The organism is Solidesulfovibrio sp. (assembly GCF_029978005.1).
In the GTDB taxonomy this organism is placed as follows: Bacteria; Desulfobacterota; Desulfovibrionia; order Desulfovibrionales; family Desulfovibrionaceae; genus Solidesulfovibrio.
On record NZ_JARKOZ010000046.1, the window covers coordinates 140,295 to 160,924 of the forward strand.

Sequence of the window (20,630 nt, forward strand, 5' to 3'; positions counted from 1 at the left end):
GTTGGACCAGAGGGACAAACGACGTCGTCACGGAGCGTCAGACGAAATTGCATTGGCAGAGACTGCCGCGTCATCGTCGGTGGGAGGGCGGCTGCTATCCCAAGTCGTCCGCCCGATGCTGAACTGGGGTTTGCCATTGAGATTCATGTAGGTGCGACCCAGATATTCCCCAACGAGCCCGATGAAGAACAGTTGGAAGCCGCTGCTGAAAAGCAAGATACTGGCCAGAGACGACCAACCAGCCGGGGTCTCCGGGTGTAAAAGCTTTTGAATGATGATTACACCCATAAGCAATAGACTCATGATGAAAAAGAACACGCCGGCAAGGCAGGACAGGCGCAGAGGTAGGACGGAAAAGCCCGTGGCCATCCTCAGCCACAAGGAGATCAACTTGGTTAAGTTGTAGTTGCTGCATCCCTGCGGCCGTTTCATGTGCTCCACGTCGATACTTGCGATACTGCGTGTGAGATCGAGAATGAGCCCGTCGAGATAAACATAGGGACCTTTGTGGGCGGTGATTTCGTCCACTAAGGAGCGACTGAGCGCCTTGAACGAAGACATATAGAGCCCGGCCGGCTTGTGCAGCAGATAGCCGGCCACCCAGCCGTTGAAGCGGCTGCCCAGCTTTTTCCAGCCCGCGTGTTGCCGATTGCGGTAGCGCGTGTAGCAGACGTCGTTGCCGGTTTCGATGGCCTGGATCATGTCCTGCAATGCCTGGGATGGGTGCTGCATGTCGTCGTCCATCACAATGATGATCCGGCCCCTTGCGTGGTTGAGGCCGGCCATGACGGCATTGTGCTGACCGAAGTTGCGGCGCAGGGAGATGCCCCGAACATAGGTATGTTCTTTCGCTAGACGCAAGATCACCTGCCAACTCCCGTCCGGGCTCGCGTCATTGACCAGTATGATTTCATACTTGTTATGGTGCCCGGCTGTGTCTAGGGCGCGGGTGACAGTCGCGACCAGCGTATCGAGGAGGTCTTCGCTGCGATAGACCGGTACGACGACGGAAATAGATGGGTCGGTGGGCGTGTCTGCCCGATGTGCTGTCGTCATGTTGCACAGTCCCATTCGTATTGCTGGTTGCGGTGTGTGGTCGTCCCCCGGATCGCCTCCAGTTCCGCCTTGTCCGGGTAGGTGATGAGCACGGCCCGGCGGGGGCCGTGGAAGACGAACAGGGAGCCGGCGGCAGCCGCGGCGGCCTCGCCCTCGGTCAGGACGCGGCGCAGGTCCTCGTTGCTCCCGGCCCCGCCCAGGGCGATGACCGGCACGTCCACGGCGCGGCTGACGGCGCGCGTGAGCTCGATGTCGTAGCCTTCCATGGTCCCGTCGCGGTCCACGCTTTGCACGATGAGCTCCCCGGCCCCGCGTGCGGCCATGTCCCGGGCGGCCTGCGCCACGTCGCCGGAGAGCTTGCGCCCGGCGCAGCGGGAAACCACCTCGCGCCTGCCCGTCCAGGACTTCTTCACGTCCAGGCAGACCACCACGCTCTGGCGGCCGAAGGCGTCGGCCAGGCGCGAGACGATGTCCGGCTGCTCCAAGGCGGCGGTGTTGAGGCATATCTTTTCCGCCCCGGCGCTCAAAATGTCCCGGGCCTCGGATACGCGCGTCACGCCGCCGCCCACGCCGAAGGGCATGAGGCACTGGTCGGCCACCCGCTCGATGAGGTCCAGCGGCGGGGTGCGGCCCTCGGCCGTGGCCGTGATGTCGAGGATGAGCAACTCGTCGACTTCCTTGTCGTCGAAGATGCGCACGGCGTTCATGGGATCGCCCACGTAGACGTGCTTCTTGAAGCGCACGCCCTTGACCAGACCCCGGCCGCGCAGCAGCAGCACCGGTATGACGCGCGGGACGAGCATCAGTCCGCAAGCCTCGTGAAGTTTTCCAGCATGGCAAGTCCATGGTGGTGGCTTTTTTCCGGGTGGAACTGGGCGCCGTAAATGTTGCCGCGCCGCACGGCGCTGGCGAAGGTCGGGCCGTAGGTGGTCTCGGCCGCGACCTGCTCCGGGTCGTCGCAAAAAACGGCGTAGGAGTGGACGAAATAGTAGCGCTCCCCCGGGGCGATGCCGGAAAAAAGCGGCGAGCCCTCCCGGGCGGTCAGCGTGTTCCAGCCCACGTGGGGCACGCGCAGCCTCTCGCCGCCAGGCAAGGGAACGAGTTTTCGCGTGTCGCCGTCGATCCAGCCCAGGCCCGGCAGGCTCCCTTCCTCGCTGCCCCGGGTGAAAAGCTGCATGCCCAGGCAGATGCCGAGGATGGGGATTTTCCGTTCGAGCACGGCTTCGTTCAGGGCTGCGACCAAGCCGGCGGCGCGCAGGTTCCCCATGGCCGCGTCGAAGGAGCCCACCCCGGGCAGGACCAGCTTGTCCGCGCCGAGGATGGCCGCCGGATCGGCGGACACGGCCGCCTCCACCTTGAGGCGGGCGAACTTCATGGCCACCGAGCGCAAGTTGCCCAGGCCATGGTCCACGACGACGATCATCGGCCGGCGGCGTCCGCTTCCCCGTCCTGGGGGGCGTGGACGTATTTGTAGTAGAGTACCGGGGGCACGACGCCCAGGCGCGCGCCCAGGGCCAGGGGGCCGCGCAGGGCGCGCAGCAGCGGGAAATGGGTCGGGTAGTCGTGGAAGGTTTTCACCGGCGCGGCCATGATGGCCGCGAACTCCTCTTCGGAGAGCTCGAGCTTGCGCCGGGTGTATTCCACGATGTCCGGGTTCTCCGGGTAGGGCGAGCCGGCCAGGACGGCGAGCGCCTCCTCCCGGGTGATCCTGCCCGAGCGGATGCGGGCCGAAAGCCCCAGCTTGCGCTTGTCGATGCCGAACTTGCGCGGCAAGAGGTAGGACTGGAAGAAGTGCGTGTACACCGACTCGTGGTGGTGGCCGCCGTAGTCCTGCCAGCCGACCTCCCGGGCGATGACGGCGGCGGCGGATTTCTTGTCGTATTCCATGAAGTTGAGAAACGGCAGCAGCTGGATGCGCCGGCCGAACATGTACCAGACCAGGGTCGGCAGGGACAGGTTGGGGATGCCCGTCCTGGCCGAGCCGGAAAATTGCTTGTGCACGGCGCGGATGTAGCGGCCGTCGAAATAGGTCCAGTCGCGGGGCACGATGCCCTCGGCCCGGAAGCTGTGGCCGCTTAAGACGTAGCGCAGGCCGAGCTTGGCCGCGGTCTTGAGCAGCACGGCGCTTATCGCCATGTCCGTGGGGATCTCGGCGTCGGAGGTCGAGGCCCTAAGGAAGGAGATCTGGAGCCGGCGGAAGTCGTCCCAGTCCGCCACGTGGGTTTCGAGGGTCACGCCCAGGGTCCGGGTGGCGTTTTCGATGTTGTGGACCGCGATCTCGGAGTTCCAGCCGTTGTCGAAGTGCACGGCCAGGGGGCGAAGCCCCAGGCGCACGGCCTGGTACAGGGTGTAGGTGCTGTCCACGCCGCCGCTGACCCCGACCACGCAGTCGTAGTCGCGGCCCCGGCCCGCGGCCTTGATGCGCGCAACCAGCGCGGCCAGGCGGGCGGCCCCTTCCTCGCCGAGCGGATACCTGCGCTCCATGGCGTCGTGGATCTTGCAGAACTGGCAGACGCCGTCCGCGTCGAAGATGATGCTCGGGATGGTGTCGTCGTAGACGCAACGCGAACAGACGCGGGGACCTGAACCCATGGGGAGACTCCGGAATATCGAGGCGTGGCCGGGAAACGGCCCGGGCCAACAGGTAGCCCATTTGCCGGCCCGACTCAAGGCGGCCGGACCGGGCCGGGCTATTTGTACAGCCTGTCGTTGTCGAGCATGTCCATCCACATGGCCGAGAGCAGGAACTGGATGCCGCTGATGGTCAGGAACACGAAGAGCAGCAGGGCGGAGAACGTCCACGACTTGTCCTGGAAGAAATCGCACATGAGCCGGAAGAAAAGCACCGCGCTGCCGAAAAGGGTGAAGAAGGCCAGATGGTAGAGCATGAACAGGGGGTGGAAGTCCTTGAACAGGTACTTGATCCACAACCGCTTGAAGAAGGATTTGAACAAAAGCCAGCTGATGGTGGGAATGACCTTGAAGATGTTCATTTTCGAGGTTTCGCCCACGTTGTAGACCGGCTTGATCTCGACCTCGCGCACGGTGCAAAACGCGATGTTGAGCTTGACCAGCATGTCGTTGGGCATGCCGTAGCGCTTGTAGATCTTGTGGATGCGAAGGCCCTGCAGGGCCTTGAGCGAGATGGCCGTGTACCCGGTCTGGGTGTCCGAGACCCGCCAGTAGCCCGAGGCGATCTTGGTCAGCATGGACAGGATGGAGTTGCCGAAATAGCGCAGCTTGGGAATGACCAGCCAGGCCGAGCGGTGGATGAGCCGGTTGCCCTTGACGTAGTCGATGCCCTCGGCCACCACCGGCAGGCAGATGCCCTCCAGCTCGGCCGGGTCCATCTGGCCGTCGCCGGCCATGACCGCCGTGCAGTCGATGCGCAGGTCCTTGCACAGCTTGTAGCCCCGGGCGATGGCCGCGCCCACGCCGCCGTTGACCAGATTGTCCACGAGAATGACGCGGTCCGTGTGCGGCGAGGCGTTGTGCACCCTGGAGGGCACGAAGAACTTGATTTCCTCCTCGTCCATCTGCTGCACGAGGATTTCCGCCCTGTTGTATCCCGTATCCACGGGGATGTCGTCGCAGGGCGGGGCGTCGCAGGCGGGCGCGGTGTTGTGGACGGCCATGTAGTCCAGGACGCGTTGCCGGGTGTCGTCCCGGGAACAGTCGTTTACCACCACGATGTGGTCCACGAAATCCGGCATGGTTTCCAGCACCGTCACGATCTGCGCGCCTTCGTTGTAGGCGGGCACGACCACGGCCACAGTTTTCCCCAAAAGCATGTCGCGGCGACCTCGCTTGCCCTGTGCGGGACGTTGACTCGCAACCTTTTGGCGAATGCGGGCCGGTTCGTCAACGCACGATGCCGCCTGGGCCGGGATTTGCCGGTTGTCTTCGCCGGGGCCTTGGGGCACTCTGGGCCGGCGCCGCACGCCGTCCGGGCGCGTCGCCCGGGGCGCGGCCCGGCCGCCCACAGGAGAAGCCGCATGATTTGCATCACCGGAGCCGCCGGCTTCATCGGCTCCAACATCGCCGCCGCCCTCAACGAACGGGGCGAGCGCGACCTGGTCCTGTGCGATCGGCTGCGCGACGGCGGCAAATGGCAAAACATCCGCCGCCGCCGCTTCGACGACCTGGTCGCTCCCGAGGACCTGCCGCGCTGGCTGGAAGGGGCCCGGGGAAAGCTGCGGGCCGTGATCCACATGGGGGCCATCTCCTCGACCACGGTCACCGACGGCGACGCGGTCATGCGCGAGAACTTCAAGTTCTCCCTCATGCTCCTCGACTGGTGCGCCGCGGCCGGCGTGCCGTTCGTCTACGCCTCCTCGGCCGCCACCTACGGCGACGGCTCCCAGGGCTTCGACGACGTGTTTTCCCTGGAAGCCCTGGACCGACTGCTGCCGCTCAACCTCTACGGCTTCAGCAAGCACGCCTTCGACTGCCTGGTGTGCCGGCGCGTCTTTTCCGGCGGGGCGCTGCCGCCCCAGTGGGCCGGACTCAAGTTCTTCAACGTCTTCGGCCCCAACGAGCTGCACAAGGGCTCCATGCAGAGCGTGCTGACCAAGGTCTGGCCGGATATGGCCGCCGGCCGGCCGGTGCGGCTTTTCCGCTCCCACGACCCGCGCTTCCCCGACGGCGGCCAGATGCGCGACTTCGTCTCCGTGCGCGACGCCGAGCGGGTGGTCCTGTGGCTGCTCGACAATCCGCACGTCCGGGGCCTGTTCAACGTCGGCACGGGCCGGGCCCGCAGCTTCAAGGACTTCATCGGCGCGGGCTTCGCCGCCGCCGGCCTGCCGGAATCCATAGAATACGTGGACATGCCCCTGGAGATTCGAGGCAAATACCAGTACTTCACCCAGGCGGGCCTGGGGGGGCTGCGCTCCGTGGGCTACCCTTACGCCTTCACCCCCCTGGAGGAGGCCGTGGGCGACTACGTGCGCGACCATCTCGCCAAGGACTGCCCGTACCGCTGACCTGCAAAGGGGACTCGGCCATGGCCGCGCCAACGGCATCGGAAGGACTTCCCGAACTGATCTCCCTGTGCGACCGCCTGGGCCAGGCCCGGGTGCTGGTCGTGGGCGACGCCATGCTCGACCGTTTCGTGCGGGGCAGGGTGGAGCGCATCTCCCCCGAGGCCCCGGTCCCGGTGCTGTCCGTGTCCGAGGAAAGCGACATGCCGGGCGGCGCGGGCAACGTCATCCGCAACCTGGCCACGCTGGGCGTCGCGGCCGGGTTCGTGGCCGCCGTGGGCGACGACGAGGCGGGCCGGACCCTGGACGGCCTTCTGGCCGCCTATCCGGCCGTGGACGCCCGCCTGGCCGTGGAGCCGGGACGGCCCACCACGCAGAAGACCCGCTTCATCGCCGGCCACAACCACCTTTTGCGCACGGACCGCGAGACGCTCGCCCCGGTGGTCGCCGTCACCGTCCAGGGCGTCCTCGAACACTTGCGGGAACTCGTCCCGCGCTATCCCGTCATCATGGTGTCGGACTACGGCAAGGGCCTGCTCACGCCCGAGGTGCTGGCCGGCGTCATGGAACTCGCCGCCGCGCACGGCGCACGGGTGGTGGTCGATCCCAAGGGCGCGGACTTCTCCCGCTACCGGGGCGCGACGGTCATCACGCCCAACCGGGCGGAGCTGGCCGCGGCCACGGGCCTGCGCCTGACCGACGGGGCGGCCTACGCCGCCGCCGCCCGCCGCGTCATCGACGCGACCGGCGTGGACACGGTGCTGGTCACCCGAAGCGAGGAGGGCCTGAGCATCTACCCCGCCGACGGCCCGGCCCGCCACATCCGGGCCGAGAGCGCCGACGTCTTCGACGTCTCGGGCGCGGGCGACACCCTGGCCGCCATCCTGTGCGCCGGGCTGTCGCTCGGCGCGCCGCTGCCCCTTTGCGCCCGGCTGGCCAACATCGGCGCGGGCGTGGTCATCCGCAAGGTGGGCACGGCCGTGGTGCACCCCGAGGAGCTGCGCCGGGGCGTGCTCGCCGGCTCGGGCACGGGTGGCGACGACAAGGTCGTCTCCCGGGAGCGGCTGCTCGAGCGCGTCGCCCTGTGGCGCAGCCAGGGGCTTCGCGTCGGCTTCACCAACGGCTGCTTCGACCTGCTCCACCCCGGGCACGCCCTCATGCTCTCGCGCACGCGGGAACTGTGCGACCGGCTGGTGGTGGGCCTCAATACCGACGCCTCGGTGCGCCGCCTCAAGGGGCCCTCGCGGCCGGTGCAGAGCGAGGAGGCCCGGGCCGGCATGCTGGCCTCCCTTTCCCCGGTGGACGCGGTGACGCTTTTTAACGAGGACACCCCCCTGGAGCTCATCCGGGTCGTGCGGCCCGACGTGCTGGCCAAGGGCGGCGACTACACCCTGGAAACCGTGGTCGGCGCGGACGTGGTCACGGCCTACGGCGGCCGGGTGGCGCTGATCGACCTCGAACCCGCCGCCAGCACCACGGACATCATCGCCCGCATCCTGCGGACCTCGAGCGGCGGGGACGCGCCCGCCTCCTGACCCGTTCCCGGCCGCGCGGCCGGGGCTTCCCGCAACAAGGTATTTCATGGAAACGACGCAAGACGCGAACATCTCGGATTCGGATTTCCTGGTCGTCGGCGGCGGCATCGTCGGGCTGTCCATCGCCCGGGAGCTGGCCGGCCGCCATCCCGGGGCGCGCATCGCCGTGCTGGAAAAGGAGACCTCCCTGGGGGCCCATGCCAGCGGCCGCAACAGCGGCGTGCTCCACGCCGGCTTCTACTACACCGCCGACTCGCTCAAGGCCCGCTTCACCCGCGACGGCAACGCCGCCATGCGGGCCTTTTGCCTGGAAAAGGGCCTGCGCCTCAATGCCTGCGGCAAGCTGGTGGTGGCCAAAAACCCCGAAGAGTTGCCGGCCCTGGACACGCTTCTGGCGCGCGCCCAAACCAACGGCGTGGCCCTGACCCGCCTGACCCTGGCCGAGGCCCGGGAGATCGAACCGCGCGTTACGACCTGCCAGTGGGCGCTTTTCTCGCCCTCCACGGCCTCCATCGATCCCCTCGAGGTGCTGACGGCCGTGGCCGAGGACGCGCGCGGCCGGGGCGTGGCCGTGTGCCTGGGCGAACGCTACCTGAAGCGCCGGGGCGACGCCGTGGTCACCAGCCGGGGCACGCGCCGGGCCCGCTACGTCATAAACGCCGCCGGGCTCTACGCCGACAAAGTGGCCCGGGACTTCGGCTTCTCGCGCGACCACGCGCTTTTGCCCTTCAAGGGGCTCTACCTTTACGCCTCGCCCGGCGCGCCGCGGCTTCGCACCAACATCTACCCGGTGCCCAACCTGGCCAACCCGTTTCTCGGCGTGCACTTCACCGTGGCCGTGGACGGCCGGGTCAAGATCGGACCCACGGCCATCCCCTGCTTCTGGCGCGAGCAGTACGGCTGGTTCGAAAACTTCGACGCCGGCGAAGCTCTGGAAATTTTGCTGCGCGAGGCGGCGCTCTTCGCCCGGGCGGACTTCAATTTCCGGGAGCTGGCCGTGGAGGAGCTGCGCAAGCAGTTCCGGCCGCACATCGTGGGCCTGGCCGGGGAGCTGGCGGAGTTCGTGAAGACCGAACACTACGCCGCCTGGGGCCGGCCGGGCATCCGGGCCCAGCTCGTGGACGTGAAAAGGCGCAGGCTGGAGATGGATTTCCGCATCGAACGCGACGACCGCTCCCTGCACGTGCTCAACGCCGTCTCCCCGGCCTTCACCTGCGCTTTTCCCTTCGCCGCCCACGTCGCGGACATGGCGGACGAGGCCCTGGCCTGACCGACGGCACGGGAAGCCGACGTGGGCAAAGTTATCGCGTGAACGGCCTTGGGGTGCTATGGTGGGGGCCACGGCGGCCCGCCCCGGCGCCGCAAGGAGGTTACGGTGTCCGCAGTGACCCTCGAATCCCGCATGGATCTCTTGAGCGAATGCGTCAACATCGGCCTCGGCCGGGCGGCCGAGGCGCTCAACCGCATGTGCGCCACCCACGTGGTTCTCTCCGCCCCGGAAATCCGCGTCCTCAGCCGCCCGAGCCTGACCGAGGCCACCATGGGGCGTTGCCCGACCGTGTGCGAGGGCGTGTTCCTGCCCTTCGTCGGAGCCATGCGCGGCATGACCGCCCTGGCCTTCGCCCACGGCGACGCCACCAACCTCGTCACCGGCCTCACCGAGGCCCTGGGCATGCCCGAGGTGTCGGAGCAGATGCGCGAGGACACCCTGCGTGAGGTCGGCAACGTGGTGCTCGTCGGCGTGCTCGGAGCCATGGGCTCCATGCTCGGCCTGCACGTGGACTACCAGCCCCTGTCCACGGCCAAGAACCTCGGGCCGCTGCTCGCCATGGCCGACGCGTTGTGTTCCGTGACGCTCTACGTGCGTGCCAACTTCACCCTGGCCCGCTACATGGCCACGGGCGACATCCTGGTGGTCCTGGCCCAGGAGGGCTTCGACGCCCTGACCGCCGCCCTGGACGCCAAAATTCTGGAAAACATCGGATAGACCGTGACCGCAGCGACGCCGGGGACAGCCTCCTCCCGCCGTGGCGGCAGCCTATCGGCTGCCGTGGCCGGCTGCGCCCTGGTCGGCCTGGCTGTGGCTGCGGCCACCGGCTTGTGGCGCGAGACCGCCCTGGCCGGCGGGCTGCTGGCGACCCTGGCCGGCCTGGTCGGCCGGGCCGGACGCGGGCGGCCACGGCTGGCCGGTCTGGGCGACCTGCTCGCCCTGGCCGTGGCCTGCTACGCCCTGGCGGCGCTGGCCCTTGGCGTGCTCGACGGGCTGCACCAGCTGCGCCTGCCGCAACTCGCCTCGCCCATCGTGGCCAACCCCATCGAGGGCCGCGAGGCGGTCAAGGGCTGGCTGCTGGCCCACGGAGGCGACATCTACCCCGTGGGCGGGGCCTATCCCCGCCTGGTCACGCTCTATCCGCCGCTCTATTACCTGGTCGTCGCCGGCTTCTCCTTTCTCGCCGGGCCGGGGCTGTGGTGCGGCCGGCTGGCCGCCCTGGCCGGGCTGGGCCTTCTTTGCGCGGTGCTTTTCGGCCTTGGCCGCCGGCAGGCCGGGGCGATCGCCGGCGGGCTGGCCGCCCTGGGCTTTCTCGTCCTGCCCGAGGCCGGACACGGCTTTCTCTGCAAGCCCGACGCCCTGGCCGTGGGATTGCTCCTCGGCGGCGCGCTGGCCCTGCCTTCCGGGCGCGCTGAAACGGCCGGCCGGGCCAGGCTCGTGCTCGCGGCCGCGCTTTTCGCCGGGGCGAGCCTGTCCAAGCAGCAGACCTGGCCCTTGGTCGCGGCCGCCCTGGGCTGGAGCTTTTTCGTGCTTTCCCGCCGCGAGTTCCTCTTTTTCGCCCTGGCCCAGGTCCTGGCCCTCGGCCTCGGCTGGGGCGCGGCCCTGGCCTTTTTCGGCCCGGGGCTCGTCGAGCAGGTGGTGGTTTTCCCCCAGAAGATGACCGCCCTCGGGGCGGACAACAGCCTGGCCGCCGCCTTGGCGCGCCTGTCGCGCTTCGCGGCCGAACACGCCTGGCTGCTTTGCGCCTACGCCGCCTGGCTCGCCTCCTGCCTGCGCCGCCGCCGGCTGCCCCTGGCCGATACGCTGCTGCTCGCCTACCTGCCCTTTCTCACCCGCACCCTCATGTGGACCGGCGCGGACACCAACCATTTCCTCCTGGTCGCCGCCGTGGCCGCCCTGGGCGCGGCCGCCGGGGCCCGGCGCTGGCTGTCCCTGGGCGCGCCCCTGCCGCGCCTGGCCGGAGCCCTGGCTTTGGCTTCGCTGCTCCCGTCCCTGGTCACCCTGAACCTTCCCGGCCCGGCCGACCTGCGGCCCACGCCCGCCGCCCTGGAGACCGTGGCCAAGGCCAGGGCGGCGCTGGCCGCCGCTTCCGGTCCGGTGCTCATGGACGCCGAAGGGGCCTACCTCTTCGCCGGCGGCTCGGACTGGCCGCGCCTGCGCCTCTACGACGCCTACGAGACCGACGTCCTGGACCATCTGGGCTTGGCCCCCATTCTCGACTCGGTCATGGCCGGGGACATCCGCTCCCGGGGCGCGGTGCGTTTCGTGGACAGCCAGGTCTTCATCTCCCGCAAGCTCTTGGATCTCCTCGACGTGTACTACGAGCCGGCCGAGAAGGCCGGGCGTTACGCCTTCTATCGGCCCCGAGCGGCGGCGGCCATCGTGGCCATGCCCGCGGCCGACCGGGTGGCCCGACGCGACGGCCCCCTCGAGGCCGTGGCCGCCGAGGCCCAGCATGTGGGCCAGTGGGGCCGCTACATTCAGTCCGACGCTGCCGACGCCCCGCTTGTCCTGGACTACGAGGCCGCCTCCGACGCGCCGCTGGGGACGGCCTCGGTGGCCTTTTGCCCGCGCTTCACCGCCCCGGGGCAGCGGCTCACGGCCACGGCCCGGACCCTGGACGGCCGGGAGCTCGGCCGCCTGGAACTGGGCCACGGCGGCATCCCGGAAACGGGCGAAGGCTGCGAAAAGCCGGCGCGGCTCGACTTCACGCCCCCGGGCCAGACTTTTCGCGTGTCCTTCGTCCTCACCCCCGGGGCCCAGCTGTGGCTCGATCCGGCCCATCCCCTGGTCGTAAGCGCCGAGGCGGCCGCACCCGCGCCTTGACAAGCCGGCCATACCCCCGGCATCTACTGCAAAATGCAGCCAAAGGCCCCCGAAGCGCGCGACGTGCCGCGCGTCGTCCTGATCTCGCCCTATCCCGACATCACGGCTTTCGGCGTGCGGGCCCTTTCGTCGTACCTGCGGGCGGCGGGCGTGGCCACGCGCCTCATTTTTCTGCCCGATCCCCTGGGCGACGCCCTGACCGATGCCCCCGAGCGCTATCCGGCCGAAGTGCTCGAAGCGCTCGTTCCCCTTTGCGCCGACGCGACCCTCGTCGGCGTGTCGCTCATGACCAACTACGCCGACAATGCCGTCCAGATCACCCGGGCTCTGCGGGGGAGCATCGCCGCACCCGTGCTCTGGGGCGGCGTGCACCCGACCATCCGGCCCGAGGAGTGCCTGGAGGTGGCGGACATGGTCTGCGTCGGCGACGGCGAGGAGGCCCTCCTCGACGTGGTCCGGGCCGTGGCCGCCGGCCGGTCCGTGGCCGAGGTCCCCAACATCTGGTCGCGCCGGCCGGACGGAAGCCTGGCCCGAAACCCCGTGCGGCCCCTGGCGGCCGACCTCGACGCCCTGCCGCCGCCGGACTGGTCCCACGAGGATCACTGCATCTGGGTCGCGGGCGAGGGCATCGTGGCGCTGACGCCTAGCGTGACCGAGCGCTTCCTGGCCGGGGGCACGGTCTCGCGCCTGCTTGGCCGCGTGGGCTACCAGACCATGACCGGGCGCGGCTGCCCCCACCGCTGCGCCTACTGCGTCAACGACGCCATAAAATCCCTCTACGGGGCCAAGGGCTACCTGCGCTGGCGCAGCGTCCCCCACGTCATGGCCGAGCTTGCGGCCGCCCGGGCGGCCATGCCGTTTATCGGCTACGTCTGGATTTCCGACGACGCCTTTTTCGCCAGGCCGCTGGAAAACATCCGGGAGTTCTGCCGGGAGTACAAGGCGCGCATAAACCTGCCCTTCACCTGCCTGGGCAGCCCGGCCACCATCAGCCGGGAGAAGATGGACGCCCTCGTGGACGCCGGCATGGTCTACATGCAGATGGGCGTGCAGACCGGCTCGCCGCGCATCCAGGCCCTGTTCAACCGGCAGGCCATGGGCAACGACAGGATGCTCGCGGCCATGGCGATCGTGAACGCCTACAAGGACCGGATGCTGCCCCCGAGCTACGACTTCATCCTGGACACGCCCTACGAGACCCTCGACGATCGCCTGGAGTCCGTGCGCTTCATCGCGAAGATTCCCAAGCCCTTTCGGCTCCAGCCCTTTTCCCTGGTGCTCTATCCGGGCACCAAGCTCGCGGCCATGGCCGCCGCCGATGGGCTGCTTGCCGACGAACGGCGCGACGTCTACACCAAAAGCTACACCATGCGCCGGCCGGACTACGTCAACTTCCTCATCCTGCTGGCCAAGGGCGGCCGGTTTCCGTCGCGGCTGCTGGCCCTGTGCGCGACCGGCCCTGTGGCCCGGGTCCTTTCCGCCAGGGCGCTTTCGCCGCTGTGGCGGCTGGCCTTCGCCGTGGCCGGCCCGGCCAAGCGGCTGCTCAAAAAACTCCTGGGACGCGGCTCGTGAGAATCCTGCTCGTGCAGTCCTGGCTCGGCGGCGACGGACCGCCGGTCTATCCGGTGGGTCTGGCCTGCCTGGCCGCCGCCCTGGCCGGCCACGAGGTCGCCTGCTGCGACCCCAACACGGCGGCCGATCCGCTGGGGGAGCTTTCCCGAACGCTGGCGGAGTTCCGGCCGGACATGGTCGGGGTGTCGCTGCGCAACATCGACTCCACCAACACCCGGGTGAGCGTGTCCTACCTGCCGCCGTTTGCGCGGGTGCTGGACACGGTCCGCGCCGGCTTCTCCGGCCCCCTGGCGGTCGGCGGCTCGGGCTTTTCCATGTTCGCCGAGGCGGTCATGGCCCGCTATCCGGCCATCGACTACGGCGTGTACCTGGAAGGGGAGGGGGCCTTCGCCGCCCTGGCCGCCGCCCTGGCGGGCGGGGGGGACGTTTCCGCCGTGCCCTCGGTCTTTCGGCGCGAGGCCGGCCGGGTGGTCTTTTCCGGCCCGGCGGCCAAGGCCGACTTCGCCGACCTGCCGTCCCCGGACTTCGCGGCCCTGCCCCTTGGCCCCTACGCGGCCGTGCCCTGGGGTGTCGGCGTCGAAACCAAGCGCGGCTGCGCCTTTTCCTGCCTCTACTGTCCCTACGGCTTTCTCAACGGCCGGGCCTACCGCAAAAAGGACCCCGAACGCGTGGCCGACGAGCTGGCCGGCCTCAAGGCCCGGGGGCTCGTCCGCTTCACCTTCCTCGATTCGGTCTTCAACGCCCCGGCCGACCATGCCGCGGCCGTCATGGAGGCCATGGTCCGCCGCGACGTGCGGCTTTCCTGGTCGGCCTGGTTCACCGAGCGGGGGCTCACCCGCGATTTCCTGGAGCTCGCCCGCCGGGCCGGCTGCGACGCCGTGATCTTTTCGCCCGACGCCTACGGCGACGCCGCCCTGGCGGCCCTCGGCAAGGCCGTGACCCGGGCCGAGATCGACGCCGCCTTCGCCCTGGTCGCCGACATGGGCTGCTTCGAGGCCAGCTACAACTTCTTCAAGAATCCGCCCGGCCAGACCCTGCGCGACGCCCTGGCCATGGTCGGCTTCATCGTCCGGGCCAGGAAGCGCCTGGGCCGGCGGGTCCATTTCGAGCTGAGCAGCCTGCGCGTGGAGCCGCACACCGCCCTGGCGCAACTGGCGGAGCAAGAGGGTCTCGTCGCGCCCGGGGCCGACCTTCTCGAACCGGTGCGCTACACCCAGGGCCGCACGGCCTACATCGAGAAGTTCTTCGACCTGGTGCAAAAGGCCCGGGGCCGCTGACCGTGCGCGTTTCCGAGAGCCTGGCCCGCGACCTGCTGCGCCTGATCGTCTGGTATCCCCTGCGCCTAGTCGTCGAGCGCCTGCCGCCGCGCGCCGCCTTCGCCCTGCTGCGCTTCCTGGGCCGGCTGCACCGGGCCGCCTCCCCGGGGCGGGCCGGCCGGGTTCTGGCCGCCGTGGCCCGCCTGCGGCCGGACCTGCCGGAACCCGCCCGCCGGGCCCAGGCCCGGGCCGCCTTCGAGACCCACTACCTCAACCAGCTGTCGGTCTTCGTCTTTCCACGGCTCACGCGCGACAATTGCCCCCAGGTGCTGGAGATCGAGGGCCTGCACCACCTCGACGCCGCCCTGGCCGCCGGGCGCGGCGCGGTCGTGCCCATAGGCCATTTCGGCCCCACCCAGTTGCCGCTCACGGCCCTCGGGCTCCTGGGCTATCCCATGCTTCAGATCGGCTATCTCAACGCCGAGGGTCTGTCGTTCGTCGGCCGCCAGGTGGCCCTGCGCCTGCGCCGGCGCTACGAGGGCCGCATTCCGGCCAAAATCGTGCCGCCGGGACCGGGCACGCGCCAGGCCCTGGCCCATTTGCGGGCCGGGGGCCTGGTCATGACCACCCTCGACGACGCCCCGGGGCAGCCGCCGTTCGGCCGTCACGAGACCTTCGGCTTCCCCGGCGGCCCGTTGCGTGCGCCCCTCGGCCCGGCCCGGCTGGCCTTGTCGGCCGGCGCGGTCCTGTGCCCGGCCTTTTTGGTCCCGGGGCGCACGGCGGACTTTCGCCTGCGCCTGGAACCGCCCATCGCGCCGCTGCCGGGCCTGGACAAAAACGCCGCCGCACTGGCCATGTCCCGGGAGCTCATGGCCCGTTACGCCGCCGTTGTGCGGAAAAATCCGGGATGGTGGCATCTGTTGGAAGCCCACGGCTCTTCTGGTTCCCCTTGATGCCTGCCGCCGGCGTGAGGCATAACCCGCTTCGCGCGTGATATTTCCCAAGGAGCCCGTCCATGGACAACAGCCAGCCCGTCCTTTCCGTCGTCATCCCGGCCCACAACGAGGAAGGCAACATCGCCGCCACGGTCGAGGCCCTCGTCGCCGTATTGCGGCGCGAGGCCATTCCCTACGAACTGGTGCTCGTGGACGACAACAGCACCGACGGCACGGGCGCGATGCTGGAGTCCCTGGCCGCCGCCGATCCCGGCGTGGTCGTGGTGCGCCGCACGCCGCCCCGGGGCTTCGGCCGGGCCATCCGGGCCGGCCTGGAACGGGCGCGGGGCGACGTCCTGGTCATCTGCATGGCCGATCGCTCCGACGACCCCGAGGACGTGGCCGCCTACTACCGCAAGATCGGCCAGGGCTTCGACTGCGTCTACGGCTCGCGCTTCATCAAGGGCTCGCGCTGCTCCAACTACCCCCGGGTCAAGCGCATCGCCAACCGCATCGTCAACCACATGCTCCAGCTGCTCTTCTGGACGCGCTACAACGACCTGACCAATTCCTTCAAGGCCTACCGGGCCGAGGTGATCCGCGACATCTGGCCGCTCAAGGCCTGCCATTTCAACATCACCATCGAACTGTCGCTCAACGCGCTGATCCGCGGCTACAACATCGCCCAGATCCCCATTTCCTGGCAGGGCCGCACCTGGGGCAGCTCCAGCCTGCACCTGAGCGAAATGGGCCGGCGCTACCTCAGCACCATGCTGCGGGCCTGGTTCGAGAAGAACCTCATCCTCGACGACCTGCTGGAGGAATCCGCCGCCTGCCGGGCGCGCGTGGCCGCAAGCCGACCCTCGACGGAGGCGCGCCTGGCCGACGTGGAGCGGCGGCTGGCCGCCCTGGAAGGCAGGGCGGACGAAGAGGCGAAGGAGCGGGGCGGCCGGCCCTGATTTCCCGGGCCGGGAAACGACGGCCCGCTCGCGCCTGCGCATCCGCGCGGCCGTTCGGACGGCCCGGGCGACTGGCCTTGTCACGGGGGCGTGTTGCCCATACAACAGGACCATGGCTCGTAACCGGATGCGTCGTTCTCCTTGACGCCCCGGCGCGGGCCCGGATTTCCCCAAGGGCGCGAGACCGCCCGAAACGGAGCGCCGTCCCTGCCCATGCCAGCCGACCCCTTGGAAAACATCCCCGATCTCCGCGCCCCTGAAGACGTCGTTTCCTGGCTCGCTCACGAGGCGGGGCGGCTGGTCTCGTTGCGTTTCGACGGCCGGGACGACCGGGAGGTCTTTTCCCTCGCGCCCGGCGACGACGCTCTCGGCGCGGGGGCGCTCGGCCCCGGCCGGGACGAGCGGTTCGTCCTGGCCATGCTCCTGGCGGATTGGGCCTGCTATGCCGATCCGGCCCACCGGGAGGAATACGCGCATTTGAGGCAGACGTTTTCGGTGTATCCGAAAGGATTTCGGCTTTGGCTGGGCCGGGTTGGGGAGACCTGCGTCCCGGTCGGCTATACGGCGTTCCATCCCATTGCCCGGGAGACGTATCTCGCGATGCGGGAGCGCCCGGAAAGCCTCATAAGCCGCAAGCAGATACGGCCCGAACCGGAGTCGCCGCGCGGCGCGGCGCATCTGTATCTTTACAACCTGTGCATCCTCGGGCCGTTCCAGGCGACGCCCGCGAGCCGGCGGCTGGTGAAGACCCTTGCCGCGGACATGGCGGCGACGGGTGCCCGCGCCCTGGCCGCCGTGGCCGTCTCGCCGGCCGGGCGACGGGTGGTGGAGCGGTTCGGCATGCGCTCGTCAGGGTTCATGACCCATGACGGGCACAGGGAAATGGTCTACGTGAGCGAGGAAGCCCCGAATGGGGAAGCCTCCGGGGAAGCGGGCGAGCACGCCTGAGCGGCGCGCCCCGTTTGTCCGCTTTTGGCCCGCCGCCCTGACCGCCGGCCCATGCCGCCCCGTCCCCAAACCCGGAAAGGAGCCCGACGCCCATGGCCCGCCTGACCCTGCTCTCGCCGACGCCGCCGGACCTGTCCGCCTTCGGCGTGCGCAGCCTCCAAGCCAGCCTCAAGGCCGCCGGACACGACGTGCGCCTGGTCCTTTTTCCGGGAAGCATCGGCCTGCTCCAGGAGGACGGCTCCTACGTCTACCGCTACCCCGAACGCGTGGTGGACCAAGCCCTGGACCTGGCCGCCGGCTCGGACCTCGTGGGCGTGTCCTTTTTCACCAGCTACTTCGACCGGGCCGTCCAGCTCACCCGGGCCGTTCGCGAACGCCTGGGCCTGCCCGTGGTCTGGGGCGGCATCCACGCCACGGTACGGCCGCAGGAGGCGCTTTCCCAGGCCGATTTCGTCTGCCGGGGCGAGGGCGAGACGGCCCTGGCCGCCTTGCTCGACGCCCTGGCCGGCGGCGGCGAAACGGACGCCATCCCGGGCATCTGGACGCTGCGGGACGGGGAGGTGGTGGACAACGGCCTGGCCCCGCTGGTCGCCGACCTGGACGCGCTGCCGTTTTTCGACTTCAGCGGTGTTGACCAGTACGTGCACGCTCCCGAGCTCGGCCGCATCGTGCCCCTGTCCGCCGAGGTCCTGGCCCGGGCCCTGCCCCGGGTGCCGTACCGGCGCGGCCGGCTCCTACGCGTCTACCGCACCATGACCGACCGGGGCTGCCCCCACGGCTGCGCCTACTGCAATGTGCCCACGGTCAAGGAACTCTTCCGGGGCGGCCCCGTGCCCTACTTCCGCAACCGCGGCGTGCCCCACGTCCTGGCCGAATTGCGCGACGTCCTGGCCCGCTATCCCTTCATCGAGGGCGTGCAGCTCTTCGACGACACCTTTTTTTCCCGGAAAATGGACTGGCTGGAGGCCTTTGCCGCGTCCTACAAAAAAGACGTCGGCCTGCCGCTCTACTGTCAGGCCTCGCCCACCACCCTGGACGCGGCCAAGCTCGACCTGCTCATGGACGCCGGCCTGTGCTACGTGGAAATGGGCATCCAGACCGGCAGCCCCAAGATGCGCAAGCTTTTTCGCCGGCCCGAGTCCGACGAGCGGGTGCTGGCCGGGGCGAAGCTCCTGCACGAGCGCCTCCCCAGGCTGCTGCCGCCGGACTACCATGTCATCATCGACTCGCCCTGGGAGACGCCCGAAGACAAGCTCGACACCGTGCGCCTGCTGGCCCGCCTGCCCAAGCCCTTCGGCCTGGCCATCGCCAGCCTCCTCTATTTCCCGGAAACCGGACTCTACCGCCAGGCCAAGGCCGAGGGCCGCATCCACGACGAGGAAACGGAGATCTACCGCCGGCCGTTCTACATTCCGCCCCGGCGCGACTACCCGTCGTTTCTGCTCTACCTGCTCACCTTCCAGCGCATCCCCGGCGCGGTCTACAAGGCGCTGCTCTCGCCGCGCGCCGTGGCCTTCTTCACCCGCACCGACCCGACCTGGCTCTACAGGCTCGCCTACCCGGTCGGCGAAGCCTGCCGCCTCGTGGCCAAGGGCGTCGCCGCCCTGGCCGGCGGCGATTTCTCCCGCATCGCCGGCTTCTTCCGCCGCCTCCTGCGCCGCGACCCCGTCGCGGCAGGGCGTAAGGGGTAGGAAAGAATAAAGATGCCTCCGGCGGCCGGGGGGCATAATGTCCCCCGGACCCCCTCGCAGGGGGAAAAGGGGGAGGTTGCCCGGGGGAGGGGGTTCAACTATGGGAGACGGCATGATGGCACGAAGACCCGCAATGTCCGTGATGGTGCTCAACGCGCCGTTTCTGCCCCGGTTCTCCCGGCCCCAGCGTTCGCCGGCCGTGACCAAGTCCGCCACGCTCTATTTTCCGCTCTTCCTGGCCCAGGCCGCCGCCGTGCTCGACGCCGACGGCTTCGCCGTGGACCTGGTGGACGCACCGGCCGACGGCTTGGAGCTCGGCGACGTCGTGGCCCGGGCGGTGCAGTCCGCCCCGAAGCTGGTGGTCATCGACACCTCCACCCCGAGCATCGCCGCCGACGTCGCCGCCGCCGCCGCCCTGCGCCAGACCCTGCCCGGACTTTTCACCCTGCTGGTCGGCCCCCACGCCACGGCTCTGCCGGACGAGGTTCTGACCAGCCGGCCCTGGGCTGTCCGCGCCGTGGCCCGGCGCGAATACGACCTCACCGTGCTGGAGCTGGCCCGGGTCCTGGACAGCGGCCCGGCCACGCCCGAACGGCTGGCGAAAATAGAGGGCCTGAGCTTTCTCGACGACGCCGGCCGGGTGGTCCACAACCCCGACCGGCCCTTCATCGACGACCTCGACCGCCTGCCGCCCGTGGCCCCGGTCTACAAGCGCTTTCTGGACATCCGGCAGTACTTCAATCCCAACGCCAAGCCGCCCATGGTGACGCTGGCCACCTCGCGCGGCTGCCCCTATCGCTGCTCGTTTTGCCTGCATCCCCAGACCCTGACCGGCCGGGCGGCGCGCTGCCGCTCCATCGAACGGGTGCTCGACGAAGTGGCCTGGTGCCTGGACAATTTTCCCGGGCTGCGCACGGTCTTTTTCGAGGACGACACGCTGACGGCCGACCGGGCGCGCTGCAAGGCGTTTTGCGCCGCCATCGTGCGCCGGGGGCTGGCGTTCGAATGGTCCGCCAACAGCCGGGCCGACCTGCCGGCCGAGGTGCTTTTCGCCATGGCCAAGGCCGGCTGCCGGCAGGTGTGCGTGGGCTTCGAGTCCGCCGACCCGGCCGCCCTGTCCTCCATGAAAAAGGGCCTCGGCGTCGAGCGCATGCTGCGCTTTCGCGCCGACGCCCGGGCCGCCGGCATCAAGGTCCACGGCTGCTTCATCTTCGGCTTTCCCGGCGACACCGAGGCGTCGATCATGGCCACCATCGACTTCGCCCTGCGCCTGGGGCCGGACACGGCCCAGTTCTACCCGGTCATGGTCTACCCCGGCACCGAGGCCTACGACGACTACCGGGCCCGGGGCCGCATCGAGGCCGCCGACTGGCGCGACTGGCTCACCCCGCAGGGGCTGCACAACTGCGTGGTGCGAAACGAGACACTGTCCCCCCAGGAGCTGGTGCGGCTGTGCGACCTGGCCCGGCGGCGCTTCTACCTGCGGCCGTCGTTTCTCGTCCGCCGCGCCCTGGCCGCCGCCGTCTCCCCGGGCGAGGCGGCGCGCACCCTGCGGGCCGCCAGGACGTTCTTCAAGCACCTGGTCTTCGGGTCCAAGGTCTAG

17 protein-coding genes are annotated in these 20,630 nt (G+C 69.4%); 12 read left to right on the forward strand and 5 right to left on the reverse strand.

The window, feature by feature from the left end:
• Nucleotides 1-27: 27 nt before the first annotated feature.
• The 5 genes from Q1K70_RS05440 to Q1K70_RS05460 all read right to left on the reverse strand — a co-directional run bounded on the left by Q1K70_RS05440 (nt 28) and on the right by Q1K70_RS05460 (nt 4,847).
• A complete protein-coding gene (locus tag Q1K70_RS05440) occupies nt 28-1,056 on the reverse strand; it encodes a glycosyltransferase family 2 protein (protein ID WP_300156661.1) in 1,029 nt (342 codons plus the stop codon).
• A complete protein-coding gene (locus Q1K70_RS05445) occupies nt 1,053-1,859 on the reverse strand; it encodes an AglZ/HisF2 family acetamidino modification protein (RefSeq protein ID WP_300156663.1) in 807 nt (268 codons plus the stop codon). The genes Q1K70_RS05440 and Q1K70_RS05445 overlap by 4 nt, the downstream gene beginning before the upstream one ends.
• Entirely contained in the window at nt 1,859-2,479 is a 621-nt protein-coding gene (gene hisH, locus Q1K70_RS05450; RefSeq protein ID WP_300156665.1) for an imidazole glycerol phosphate synthase subunit HisH, read from the reverse strand. The genes Q1K70_RS05445 and hisH overlap by 1 nt, the downstream gene beginning before the upstream one ends.
• The gene (locus tag Q1K70_RS05455) at nt 2,476-3,648 is read right to left on the reverse strand and encodes an N-acetyl sugar amidotransferase (protein WP_300156667.1); all 1,173 of its coding nucleotides are present in this window, start codon (nt 3,646-3,648) and stop codon (nt 2,476-2,478) included. Before Q1K70_RS05455 ends, hisH begins: the two co-directional genes overlap by 4 nt.
• A gap of 98 nt (nt 3,649-3,746) precedes the next feature.
• The gene (locus tag Q1K70_RS05460) at nt 3,747-4,847 is read right to left on the reverse strand and encodes a glycosyltransferase family 2 protein (RefSeq protein ID WP_300156669.1); all 1,101 of its coding nucleotides are present in this window, start codon (nt 4,845-4,847) and stop codon (nt 3,747-3,749) included.
• Nucleotides 4,848-5,051: 204 nt separating this feature from the next.
• On the opposite strand from Q1K70_RS05460, the gene rfaD reads away from it, so the two are divergent.
• The 12 genes from rfaD (at nt 5,052) to Q1K70_RS05520 (ending at nt 20,630) form a co-directional block, all read left to right on the forward strand.
• The gene (rfaD, locus tag Q1K70_RS05465) at nt 5,052-6,038 is read left to right on the forward strand and encodes an ADP-glyceromanno-heptose 6-epimerase (RefSeq protein WP_300156670.1); all 987 of its coding nucleotides are present in this window, start codon (nt 5,052-5,054) and stop codon (nt 6,036-6,038) included.
• Between the two features lie 20 nt (nt 6,039-6,058).
• Entirely contained in the window at nt 6,059-7,570 is a 1,512-nt protein-coding gene (gene rfaE2 / locus Q1K70_RS05470) for a D-glycero-beta-D-manno-heptose 1-phosphate adenylyltransferase (RefSeq protein ID WP_300156673.1), read from the forward strand.
• Nucleotides 7,571-7,616: 46 nt separating this feature from the next.
• The gene (lhgO, locus tag Q1K70_RS05475; RefSeq protein WP_300156675.1) at nt 7,617-8,840 is read left to right on the forward strand and encodes an L-2-hydroxyglutarate oxidase; all 1,224 of its coding nucleotides are present in this window, start codon (nt 7,617-7,619) and stop codon (nt 8,838-8,840) included.
• Nucleotides 8,841-8,945: 105 nt separating this feature from the next.
• Nucleotides 8,946-9,557: a chemotaxis protein CheC gene (locus Q1K70_RS05480; RefSeq protein WP_300156677.1), complete on the forward strand. Its 612-nt coding sequence runs from the start codon at nt 8,946-8,948 to the stop codon at nt 9,555-9,557.
• 3 nt (nt 9,558-9,560) lie between these two features.
• A complete protein-coding gene (locus Q1K70_RS05485) occupies nt 9,561-11,666 on the forward strand; it encodes a hypothetical protein (protein WP_300156679.1) in 2,106 nt (701 codons plus the stop codon).
• A gap of 63 nt (nt 11,667-11,729) precedes the next feature.
• Complete coding sequence (locus Q1K70_RS05490; protein ID WP_300156681.1) at nt 11,730-13,238, forward strand: radical SAM protein; 1,509 nt, start codon at nt 11,730-11,732, stop codon at nt 13,236-13,238.
• A complete protein-coding gene (locus Q1K70_RS05495; RefSeq protein WP_300156684.1) occupies nt 13,235-14,515 on the forward strand; it encodes a radical SAM protein in 1,281 nt (426 codons plus the stop codon). The genes Q1K70_RS05490 and Q1K70_RS05495 overlap by 4 nt, the downstream gene beginning before the upstream one ends.
• Before the next feature lie 2 nt (nt 14,516-14,517).
• Nucleotides 14,518-15,447, forward strand: a complete 930-nt coding sequence (locus Q1K70_RS05500; protein WP_300156686.1) for a lysophospholipid acyltransferase family protein — start codon at nt 14,518-14,520, stop codon at nt 15,445-15,447.
• A gap of 62 nt (nt 15,448-15,509) precedes the next feature.
• Nucleotides 15,510-16,388 carry a glycosyltransferase family 2 protein gene (locus Q1K70_RS05505; protein ID WP_300156688.1) on the forward strand — a complete coding sequence of 293 codons (879 nt, stop codon included), beginning with the start codon at nt 15,510-15,512 and terminating at the stop codon, nt 16,386-16,388.
• Nucleotides 16,389-16,601: 213 nt separating this feature from the next.
• Nucleotides 16,602-17,336, forward strand: coding sequence for a hypothetical protein (locus Q1K70_RS05510; RefSeq protein ID WP_300156690.1), 735 nt, complete (start codon nt 16,602-16,604; stop codon nt 17,334-17,336).
• 92 nt (nt 17,337-17,428) lie between these two features.
• Nucleotides 17,429-19,027, forward strand: a complete 1,599-nt coding sequence (locus Q1K70_RS05515; protein ID WP_300156692.1) for a radical SAM protein — start codon at nt 17,429-17,431, stop codon at nt 19,025-19,027.
• Between the two features lie 112 nt (nt 19,028-19,139).
• Nucleotides 19,140-20,630 (forward strand): radical SAM protein, encoded by a 1,491-nt coding sequence (locus Q1K70_RS05520; RefSeq protein WP_300156694.1) that lies wholly within the window; start codon nt 19,140-19,142, stop codon nt 20,628-20,630.

Bases quoted from the DNA above. Each gene is read 5' to 3' on its own strand.
- Q1K70_RS05440 (WP_300156661.1), bottom strand. From the start codon at position 1,056: ATGACGACAGCACATCGGGCAGACACGCCCACCGACCCATCTATTTCC.
- Q1K70_RS05445 (WP_300156663.1), bottom strand. From the start codon at position 1,859: ATGCTCGTCCCGCGCGTCATACCGGTGCTGCTGCTGCGCGGCCGGGGT.
- hisH (WP_300156665.1), bottom strand. From the start codon at position 2,479: ATGATCGTCGTCGTGGACCATGGCCTGGGCAACTTGCGCTCGGTGGCC.
- Q1K70_RS05455 (WP_300156667.1), bottom strand. From the start codon at position 3,648: ATGGGTTCAGGTCCCCGCGTCTGTTCGCGTTGCGTCTACGACGACACC.
- Q1K70_RS05460 (WP_300156669.1), bottom strand. From the start codon at position 4,847: ATGCTTTTGGGGAAAACTGTGGCCGTGGTCGTGCCCGCCTACAACGAA.
- rfaD (WP_300156670.1), top strand. From the start codon at position 5,052: ATGATTTGCATCACCGGAGCCGCCGGCTTCATCGGCTCCAACATCGCC.
- rfaE2 (WP_300156673.1), top strand. From the start codon at position 6,059: ATGGCCGCGCCAACGGCATCGGAAGGACTTCCCGAACTGATCTCCCTG.
- lhgO (WP_300156675.1), top strand. From the start codon at position 7,617: ATGGAAACGACGCAAGACGCGAACATCTCGGATTCGGATTTCCTGGTC.
- Q1K70_RS05505 (WP_300156688.1), top strand. From the start codon at position 15,510: ATGGACAACAGCCAGCCCGTCCTTTCCGTCGTCATCCCGGCCCACAAC.
- Q1K70_RS05510 (WP_300156690.1), top strand. From the start codon at position 16,602: ATGCCAGCCGACCCCTTGGAAAACATCCCCGATCTCCGCGCCCCTGAA.
- Q1K70_RS05515 (WP_300156692.1), top strand. From the start codon at position 17,429: ATGGCCCGCCTGACCCTGCTCTCGCCGACGCCGCCGGACCTGTCCGCC.
- Q1K70_RS05520 (WP_300156694.1), top strand. From the start codon at position 19,140: ATGATGGCACGAAGACCCGCAATGTCCGTGATGGTGCTCAACGCGCCG.